Annotated in this window: 8 protein-coding genes; 6 read left to right on the top strand and 2 right to left on the bottom strand. The window is 62.3% G+C overall.

What is annotated here, in order from left to right; all coding sequences use genetic code 11:
- Window positions 1-125 precede the first annotated feature (125 nt).
- Together WBR57_RS01275 and WBR57_RS01270 are read right to left on the bottom strand one after the other, a co-directional pair.
- The gene (locus tag WBR57_RS01275; protein WP_424081394.1) at window positions 126-1034 is read right to left on the bottom strand and encodes a MurR/RpiR family transcriptional regulator; all 909 of its coding nucleotides are present in this window, start codon (window positions 1032-1034) and stop codon (window positions 126-128) included.
- Window positions 1035-1116: 82 nt separating this feature from the next.
- Window positions 1117-1320: a hypothetical protein gene (locus tag WBR57_RS01270; protein WP_424081392.1), complete on the bottom strand. Its 204-nt coding sequence runs from the start codon at window positions 1318-1320 to the stop codon at window positions 1117-1119.
- Here WBR57_RS01270 and WBR57_RS01265 point away from each other — a divergent pair.
- The 6 genes from WBR57_RS01265 to WBR57_RS01240 all read left to right on the top strand — a co-directional run bounded on the left by WBR57_RS01265 (window position 1319) and on the right by WBR57_RS01240 (window position 8975).
- Window positions 1319-3256, top strand: coding sequence for a bifunctional 5-dehydro-2-deoxygluconokinase/5-dehydro-2-deoxyphosphogluconate aldolase (locus WBR57_RS01265; RefSeq protein ID WP_424081390.1), 1938 nt, complete (start codon window positions 1319-1321; stop codon window positions 3254-3256). The two genes, WBR57_RS01270 and WBR57_RS01265, sit on opposite strands and share 2 nt — an antisense overlap.
- A gap of 82 nt (window positions 3257-3338) precedes the next feature.
- Window positions 3339-4232, top strand: coding sequence for a myo-inosose-2 dehydratase (gene iolE, locus WBR57_RS01260; protein WP_424081388.1), 894 nt, complete (start codon window positions 3339-3341; stop codon window positions 4230-4232).
- Window positions 4229-5017 (top strand): 5-deoxy-glucuronate isomerase, encoded by a 789-nt coding sequence (gene iolB, locus WBR57_RS01255; protein WP_424081386.1) that lies wholly within the window; start codon window positions 4229-4231, stop codon window positions 5015-5017. The genes iolE and iolB overlap by 4 nt, the downstream gene beginning before the upstream one ends.
- Before the next feature lie 25 nt (window positions 5018-5042).
- Entirely contained in the window at window positions 5043-5864 is an 822-nt protein-coding gene (locus WBR57_RS01250) for a TIM barrel protein (protein WP_424081384.1), read from the top strand.
- A gap of 149 nt (window positions 5865-6013) precedes the next feature.
- Complete coding sequence (gene iolD / locus WBR57_RS01245) at window positions 6014-7945, top strand: 3D-(3,5/4)-trihydroxycyclohexane-1,2-dione acylhydrolase (decyclizing) (protein WP_424081382.1); 1932 nt, start codon at window positions 6014-6016, stop codon at window positions 7943-7945.
- Between the two features lie 19 nt (window positions 7946-7964).
- Window positions 7965-8975, top strand: a complete 1011-nt coding sequence (locus WBR57_RS01240) for a Gfo/Idh/MocA family protein (RefSeq protein ID WP_424081381.1) — start codon at window positions 7965-7967, stop codon at window positions 8973-8975.
- Window positions 8976-9041 lie beyond the last annotated feature (66 nt).

Below are 9041 nucleotides of genomic sequence, written 5' to 3'. Positions count from 1 at the left end.
TGGGAGGGGGCTTGCCCCCGATAGCGCTAAGTCAGTCGGTGTTACCGGCGACTGACACTGCGCTATCGGGAGCAAGCCCCCTTCCACATTTTGCTGTGTGGCGCAGTGGCTGTCGGCAGCCGGGGTCAGTCGTCGAAACCGACCTGCTCATGAATCTCATCCACTTTCAATTCCAACCGATACGCCACCGCGATAAACAGCGCCTGGCACAGGCACAAGGTGGCGCTCAACGAGCGGAACGCAAACGAGGAACCTTCATTCACCAACAGCACCGCGTTCGCCCGTTTGGCCAGGGGCGACAGGTTGCTGTCGGTGATGATCAGGGTCTTGGCCTGATGGTGCTGGGCGATGCGCAGGCAATGCTGGGTCTCTTTGCCGTAGGGCGTGAAGCTGATCGCGATGACCAGGTCGTTGGCCCGCACGCTGCGCATCTGCTCGCGATAGCTGCCACCCAGGCCGGAGATCAAGTGGATGCGCTTGTTGGTGTGCTGCAGGTTGTAGACCAGGTAATCGGCCACCGCAAACGAACGACGTACGCCCACCACGTAGATATTGTCGGCGTTGACCACCAGGTCCACGGCCTTTTCGAACGCCACGTCATCCAGTTCCAGACCCAGGCGCTCGATGCCCGACAGGGTGGCATTCACGCACTCGCGCGCCAGGTCGCCGCCGCTGGCCTTCTGCGACTTGTTGGCGATCATGCTGCGGATGCGCTGCTGGTAGTTCTGCACCGGCGTGGTCTTGTGCGTATAGGCCTCGCGAAACAGCGCCTGCATCTCACTGAACCCGCTGAAGCCGAAACGCTGGGAAAACCGCACGATGGCCGACGGATGCACTTCGCATTCGCGGGCAATATCGCTGATGCGATCGACCATGATCCGGTCGCTCTGCTGGCTCATATAACTGGCGATGCGCTTGAGCTGGCGCGGCAGGCTCTCGTATTCGTCGGTGATCAGCTGCAACAGGCGTTCGGCATTGATCGGAGGGCTGGCGAGGCTTTCTTCCAGGGCGGTCTCGGGATCGGTGCGGGACATGGGCAATCCTTCTGGCGTGTTCGTCTGGTGCGCTGATGGGTGGCGCAAGTCTACAGGGTAGGCGCAAAAAAATACCCCGGCATCACGGCCCCCGTGGCCTGCTGAAACGATGCAGGTTGGCTGGCAGGCGATTATGCCGGCTTATTGGAAAAAATATTCCACTAAAAATAATTATGGAATAAATATTGATTGCCGTCGCCGGACGTTCTAGTCTGCTCTCACCAAAGGCGTGTGCCGTCACCACGGCGGCACCACGCAGGCTGATAAAAATAACAGGAGCCAGCATGGGCCAGACTCGTTTTGCCAGTGGGCGTCAATTGGATCTGATTTGCCTCGGGCGCCTGGGCGTCGACCTCTATGCACAGCAAGTCGGTGCGCGGCTTGAGGACGTGTCCAGCTTTGCCAAATACCTCGGCGGTTCCTCCGCCAACATTGCTTTCGGCACCGCCAGGTTGGGCCTCAGGTCGGCCATGTTGAGCCGGGTAGGGGACGACCATATGGGCCGCTTCCTGGTCGAGTCCCTGGCCCGTGAGGGCTGCGATGTCAGCGGCATCAAGGTCGACCCGGAACGCCTCACCGCCCTGGTGTTGCTCGGCCTCAAGGACCGCGAAACCTTCCCGTTGGTGTTCTACCGCGAAAACTGCGCCGACATGGCCCTGCGCGCCGAAGACGTCAACGAAGCCTTTATTGCCTCCAGCAAAGCTTTGCTGATCACCGGCACACATTTCTCCACCGACGGCGTGTACAAAGCCAGCATCCAGGCCCTGGACTACGCGGCCAAGCACAACGTCAAGCGCGTGCTCGACATCGACTATCGCCCGGTGCTGTGGGGCCTGGCGGGCAAGGCCGATGGCGAAACGCGGTTCGTGGCCGACCAGAATGTCAGCCAGCACGTGCAGAAAATCCTGCCGCGTTTTGACCTGATCGTCGGCACCGAAGAAGAATTCCTGATCGCCGGTGGCAGCGAGGATCTGCTCACCGCGCTGCGCACTGTGCGTGAACTGACCCCGGCCACCCTGGTGGTCAAGCTCGGCCCGCAGGGCTGCACGGTGATCCACGGCGCAATCCCTGCGCGGCTCGAAGACGGCGCGATTTACCCCGGCGTGCGGGTTGAAGTGCTGAACGTGCTGGGTGCCGGCGATGCCTTTATGTCGGGCTTTCTCAGCGGTTGGCTCAACGATGCCAGTGATGAGCGCTGCAGCCAGCTGGCCAACGCTTGCGGTGGCCTGGTGGTGTCGCGCCACGCCTGCGCACCGGCGATGCCGACCCCTGCCGAGCTGGATTACCTGTTCAACAGCCCGGTGCCGATCACCCGCCCTGATCAGGACGTCACCCTGCAACGCCTGCACCGTGTGAGCGTGCCGCGCAAGGCCTGGAAGCAGCTGTTCGTGTTCGCCTTCGACCACCGCTGGCAATTGGTCGACCTGGCGCAACGCGGCGGCCAGGACCCGAGCCGTATAAGTGACATCAAGCAGCTGTTTATCCAGGCCATCGAACGTGTGGAGAAAAGGCTCGCCGAACAGGGCGTCGAAGCCGATGTGGGCCTGTTGGCCGACCAGCGTTTCGGCCAGGACGCGCTCAACGCCGCCAGTGGTCGTGGCTGGTGGATCGCGCGCCCGGTGGAGGTGCAGAACTCGCGCCCGCTGGCGTTCGAACACGGCCGCTCGCTCGGCAGCAATTTGCTCGCCTGGCCCCAGGAACAGATCATCAAGTGCCTGGTGCAATTCCACCCCGACGACGAGCCGCTGCTGCGCCTGGAACAGGAAGCACAACTCAAGGCGGTGTACGAAGCGTCACTGGTCAGCGGCCATGAGCTGCTGCTGGAAGTCATCCCGCCCAAGGATCACCCGTCCACCTACCCGGACGTGCTCTACCGCAGCCTCAAGCGAATGTACAACCTGGGCATCTACCCGGCATGGTGGAAGATCGAGGCGCAGTCGGCCGACGACTGGAAAAAGCTCGACGAACTGATCCAGGAGCGCGACCCCTACTGCCGTGGCGTGGTGCTGCTGGGCCTGAACGCCTCGGCCGAGTGTCTCGCCGACGGCTTCCAGCAAGCCAGCCAGAGCACCACCTGCCGAGGTTTCGCCGTGGGCCGCACGATCTTCCAGGAACCCAGCCGCGCGTGGATGGCCGGGGAGATTGATGACGAGACGCTGATTCAGCAGGTGCAGCAGACCTTTGAGCAGCTTATTAATGCCTGGCGCAGTGCCAGAAATTAACACGGTCAAATGTGGAAGGGGGCAAGCCCCCTCCCACATAGAGCAGAAAGCAGTGATACCTGAAAATAATAAAGGTGCAGCCATGCCCGCAATCCGAATTGGCATCAACCCGATCTCCTGGAGTAACGACGACCTGCCGGCCCTGGGCGGTGAAACACCCCTGAGCACCGCCCTCAGCGAAGGCAAGGACATCGGCTACGAAGGCTTTGAACTCAACGGCAAATTCCCCAAGGACGCCAAAGGCGTCGGCGATGTGTTGCGCCCCTACGATCTGGCGCTGGTCTCCGGCTGGTATTCCAGCCGCCTGGCCCGGCGCTCGGTGGCCGAAGAAATCGAGGCCATCGCCAGCCATGTCGAACTGCTCAAGCTCAACGGCGCCAAGGTGCTGGTCTACGGCGAAGTCGCCGATTCGATCCAGGGCTCACGCATTCGCCTGATCGAACGCCCGCGTTTGCACAGTGAGCAGGCCTGGCAGGCGTATGCCGACAAGCTCACCGAACTGGCGCGTTTTACCCTGTCCCAGGGCGTGCGCCTGGCCTACCACCACCACATGGGCGCCTACGTCGAATCCCCGCAAGACATCGACCAGTTGATGCGCCGCACCGGCCCGGAGGTCGGCCTGCTGTTCGATTCGGGCCACTGCTACATGGGTGGCGGCGAACCGCTGGAGGTGCTGCGCAAACACATCGACCGCGTCTGCCACGTGCATTTCAAGGACGTGCGCAAGCCGGTGGTGCAGCTGGCGCGCAACCAGATGTGGAGCTTCCCCGACTGCATCGTCAACGGCACCTTCACCGTGCCCGGCGACGGCGATATCGACTTCGCATCCTTGCTCGATGAATTGCTGGCGGCCCGCTACGAAGGCTGGCTGGTGGTGGAAGCCGAGCAAGACCCGGCCGTCGCGCCCAGCTACATCTATGCGAAAAAGGGCTACGACACCTTGCGCGCGCTGTTACGCGAGAGGACTGCCAAATGAGCTTACTGGTAAAAAGCAGCAAACGCGGGCAAACCATGGTTGCCCTGGAAGACGGACGCCTGGAATACGTGGGCTTTGCCGCCTACCGCCTGAGCCTGGGCGAAACCCTGCCGGTCACCGCCGGCGATCATGAACTCTGCCTGGTGTTGCTCAGTGGCCGGGTGAACATTGAAGGCGAGGGTTTCAACTGGCAGAACCTCGGTGATCGCCAGTCGGTGTTCGAGGATAAATCCCCATTCGCCGCCTACCTGCCGCCCGGCACCGATGCTCAGGTCACGGCCTTGAGCGATGTGCAGATTGCCGTCTGCGCCGCGCCCGGTGCGCCGGGGTTCGAGCCCCGCCTGATCCGCCCTGAACAGTGCAAGCGCAGTGTGCGCGGCAAAGGCGCCAACACCCGCTATGTGTGCGACATCCTGCCGGACAGCGAGCCGGCGCATTCGCTGTTGGTGGTGGAAGTGCGCACGCCGTCCGGGCATTCGTCGAGCTACCCGCCGCACAAGCACGACACCGACGACCTGCCGCACCAGAGCTTTCTCGAGGAAACCTACTACCACCAGATCAACCCGCCCCAGGGTTTCGTGTTTCAGCGCGTGTACACCGACGACCGCAGCATCGACCAGGCCATGGCCGTGGAAAACAGCGACCTGGTGGTGGTGCCCAAGGGGTATCACCCGGTCAGCGTGCCGTACGGCTACGAGTCTTACTACCTGAACGTGATGGCCGGCCCCAAGCGCGCCTGGCATTTCCACAACGACCCGCAGCACAGCTGGCTGCTGGACCTTTAACCGGTTTGGATGGAGCCCAACAATAATGAAATCGCCCCTACGTTTTGCGCTTAACCGCATGGTCGCGCCCAATCTGTCCCTACCGGATTTCATCCAGTTGGCGGCCGCGCTGAAATGCGATGCCATCGAGATCCGCAACGACCTCAAAGGCAACGAAATCGAATATGGCACCCCGGCCAGCCGCGTGCGTGAATTGTGCGCGGTGCACGGCATCACCGTGCTGTCGATCAACGCGCTGTACCCCTTTGATGTGTGGAACGACGAGCGCCGCGCCCAGGCGGTCAAACTCGCCACCTATGCGCGTGAATGCGGTGCGCAAGGCCTGGTGATGTGCCCGCTGAATGAGCGCGGCGACACCCGCAGCGAAGCCCAGCGCGCCGCCGGTTTGCGCACCGCGTTGAGCGAGCTGGCGCCGATCCTGCGGGAGTACGGGATTCTCGGTTTCATCGAGCCGCTGGGCTTTGAAGAATGCGCCTTGCGCAGCAAGCGCGTGGCGGTGGATGCGATCAAGTCCATCGGCGGCCTGGATGTGTTCCGCCTGGTGCACGACACCTTCCATCACCACCTGGCCGGCGAGCAGGCGTTCTTCGCGCAACTGACCGGCCTGGTGCACATCTCCGGCGTGGAAGATGCCGAGGCGCCGCTGAATTCGATCCGCGACGGCCACCGTGTGCTGGTGGGCGAGGGCGACATCCTTGGCAATGCGGCGCAGATCGACACCTTGCTCAGCAGCGGCTACGGCGGCTACCTGTCGTTCGAACCGTTTGCCGAAAGCGTGCACGAACTGGCGGATATCCAGCAGGCCATTGGCGCAAGCATCGCCCATTTACACAATTCCCGGACCTGACATCGATAAACCTGTGGGAGCGGGCTTGCTCGCGAAAGCGGTGGGTCAGTAAATGCACAAGGTGACTGACACACCGCTTTCGCGAGCAAGCCCGCTCCCCCATTGAATCGCCGGTGATCGACAGATTTGCATTCATACAAGGTGCGAACATGACCACAACAAGATTGACCATGGCCCAGGCCCTGGTGAAGTTCCTGGATAACCAATACATCGAAGTCGATGGCGTGCAGAGCAAGTTTGTCGCCGGGGTGTTCACGATTTTCGGCCACGGCAATGTGCTGGGCCTGGGCCAGGCGCTGGAGCAGGACAGCGGTGACCTGGTGGTGCATCAGGGCCGTAACGAGCAGGGCATGGCGCATGCGGCCATCGGCTTTGCCAAACAACACCTGCGCCGCAAGATTTATGCGTGCACCGCCTCCGTGGGGCCGGGCGCGGCGAACATGCTCACCGCCGCCGCGACCGCCACGGCCAACCGTATTCCGTTGCTGCTGTTGCCCGGCGATGTCTACGCCAGCCGCCAGCCCGACCCGGTGCTGCAGCAGATCGAACAGTTCCATGACCTGAGCATCAGCACCAACGATGCCTTCCGCTCGGTGAGTAAATACTGGGACCGCATCAACCGTCCCGAGCAATTGATGACCGCCGCGATTCATGCGATGCGCGTGCTGACTGACCCGGCGGAAACCGGCGCGGTGACCCTGGCCTTGCCCCAGGACGTGCAGGCTGAAGCCTGGGACTATCCCGATTATTTCCTGCAAAAACGTGTACACCGTATCGAGCGTCGGCCGCCGACCGAAGCCATGCTCGGCGATGCAGTGGCGGCCTTCAGGGGCAAGCGCAAGCCGCTGATCATCTGTGGTGGCGGCGTGAAGTACTCCGGCGCGAATGCTGCGTTGCAAGCCTTTGCCGAGCGCTTTGATATTCCTTTCGCCGAAACCCAGGCGGGTAAAAGCGCGGTGGTGTCCGACCACCCGCTGAACCTCGGCGGTATCGGCGAGACGGGCTGCCTGGCCGCCAACCTGCTGGCGCCCGAGGCGGATCTGATCATCGGCATCGGCACGCGTTATACCGACTTCACCACGTCCTCAAAATCACTGTTCAAACACGCCGAGGTGAGGTTTCTCAACCTCAATATCAGCCCCTGCGACGCGTTGAAGCTCGATGGCGTACAGGTGCTGGCCGACGCCAGGGTCGCCCTTGACGCACTCGCCGATGCGCTCGGCGATTACCGCTGCGCCTGGGGCGAACAGGTCCGAGACGCCAAGACCCGGCTGGACGCTGAAGTGGATCGCGTGCACCAGGTGCAATACCAGGGCGACGATTTTGTGCCTGAGGTCGATGACCTTTTGGACCGCGCCGTGCTGCGCGAATTTATCGAGCTGACCGGCTCGTGCCTCACCCAAAGCCGCGTGCTGGGCGTGCTCAACCAAACCCTGGCCGACGACGCGATTATCGTCGCCGCCGCCGGCAGCCTGCCCGGTGACCTGCAACGCGTGTGGCGCAGCAAGGGCGTCAATACCTACCACGTCGAATACGGCTATTCGTGCATGGGTTACGAGATCAATGCCGCCCTCGGCGTGAAACTGGCCGAACCGGACAAGGAGGTCTATGCCCTGGTCGGCGATGGCTCCTACATGATGCTGCATTCGGAGCTGGCGACCTCGATTCAGGAGCGGCGCAAGATCAACGTGGTGTTGCTCGACAACATGGCCTTCGGTTGCATCAACAACCTGCAGATCGGCAACGGCATGGACAGCTTCGGCACCGAGTTTCGCTACCGCAACCCCGAGAGTGGCAAGCTCGACGGCGGCCTGGTGCCGGTGGATTTCGCCATGAGCGCGGCGGCCTATGGCTGCAAAACCTACAAAGTCAGCACCGTGGAGCAGTTGGAAGCGGCGCTGGCCGATGCGCGTATGCAAACCGTGTCGACGCTGATCGATATCAAGGTGCTGCCCAAGACCATGGTCCACGGCTACCTGTCGTGGTGGCGGGTCGGCGTGGCGCAGGTGTCCACCAGTGAACGCACGAATGCCGCCGCGAAAAAACTCAACGAACAGCTGGCCAAGGCCCGGCAGTACTAATAACAAGAGGAGTTTTTATATGTCATTGAAGCTTGGAGTGATTGGTACCGGGGCCATCGGCCGCGATCATATCCGTCGTTGCAGCCAGACCTTGCTCAACAGCCAGGTGGTGGCGGTGACCGACATCAATCTGGAGCAAGCCGCCAAGGTGGTCGCGGACTTGAAGCTGGATGCCGAGGTCTACGCGGACGGCCATGCGCTGATCAGTTCGCCCCAGGTCGAGGCTGTGCTGGTCACCTCTTGGGGCCCGAGCCACGAGGAATTCGTGCTCGCCGCCATCGCCGCCGGCAAGCCGGTGTTCTGCGAAAAACCCCTGGCGGTCACGGCCCAAGGCTGCCGCAAAATCGTCGAGGCCGAAGTGGCCCACGGCAAGCGCCTGGTGCAAGTGGGCTTCATGCGCCCGTATGACGAAGGCTATCGCGCGCTCAAGGCGGTGATCGACAGCGGCCAGATCGGCGAGCCGTTGATGCTGCACTGCGCGCACCGCAACCCGACGGTGGGCGAGAACTACAAGACCGACATGGCGATCACCGACACCCTGATCCACGAGCTGGATGTGCTGCGCTGGTTGCTAAACGACGACTACGTGTCGGTGCAAGTGGTGTTCCCGCGCAAGACCAGCAAAGCCCTGGCCCACCTGCGCGACCCGCAGATCGTGCTGTTGGAAACCGCCAAGGGCACGCGTATCGACGTGGAAGTGTTCGTCAACTGCCAGTACGGCTACGACATCCAGTGCGAAGTGGTGGGGGAGACCGGTATCGCCAAACTGCCGGAGCCCTCGCAGGTGCAATTGCGCAGCGGGGCCAAGCTGTCGAATGCGATCCTGATGGATTGGAAAGACCGTTTTATCGGCGCGTACGACGTGGAGTTGCAGGCCTTTATCGACAGCGTGCGCGCCGGGCAAGTCGGCGGGCCGTCGGCGTGGGACGGGTTCGCGGCGGCGGTGGCGGCGGATGCGTGTATCGAAGCGCAGGGCAGTGAGCAGATCGTCAAAGTCGGCTTGCCGCCACGTCCGCATTTCTACGGCTGACACCGCGCCTGCCGTTGGAATGCAGTGAATGTGGGAGCGGGCTTGCTCGCGAAAGCGGTGTATCAG

The organism is Pseudomonas sp. (genome assembly GCF_049590575.1).
Taxonomy (GTDB): domain Bacteria; phylum Pseudomonadota; class Gammaproteobacteria; order Pseudomonadales; family Pseudomonadaceae; genus Aquipseudomonas.
The sequence above is the reverse complement of the archived record's forward strand: the minus strand, read 5'-3'. Positions and strand labels throughout refer to the sequence as shown.

Coding starts and splice junctions, on each gene's coding strand:
- WBR57_RS01275 (WP_424081394.1), bottom strand. CDS start 1,034: ATGTCCCGCACCGATCCCGAGACCGCCCTGGAAGAAAGCCTCGCCAGC.
- WBR57_RS01265 (WP_424081390.1), top strand. CDS start 1,319: ATGGGCCAGACTCGTTTTGCCAGTGGGCGTCAATTGGATCTGATTTGC.
- WBR57_RS01270 (WP_424081392.1), bottom strand. CDS start 1,320: ATGCTGGCTCCTGTTATTTTTATCAGCCTGCGTGGTGCCGCCGTGGTG.
- iolE (WP_424081388.1), top strand. CDS start 3,339: ATGCCCGCAATCCGAATTGGCATCAACCCGATCTCCTGGAGTAACGAC.
- iolB (WP_424081386.1), top strand. CDS start 4,229: ATGAGCTTACTGGTAAAAAGCAGCAAACGCGGGCAAACCATGGTTGCC.
- WBR57_RS01250 (WP_424081384.1), top strand. CDS start 5,043: ATGAAATCGCCCCTACGTTTTGCGCTTAACCGCATGGTCGCGCCCAAT.
- iolD (WP_424081382.1), top strand. CDS start 6,014: ATGACCACAACAAGATTGACCATGGCCCAGGCCCTGGTGAAGTTCCTG.
- WBR57_RS01240 (WP_424081381.1), top strand. CDS start 7,965: ATGTCATTGAAGCTTGGAGTGATTGGTACCGGGGCCATCGGCCGCGAT.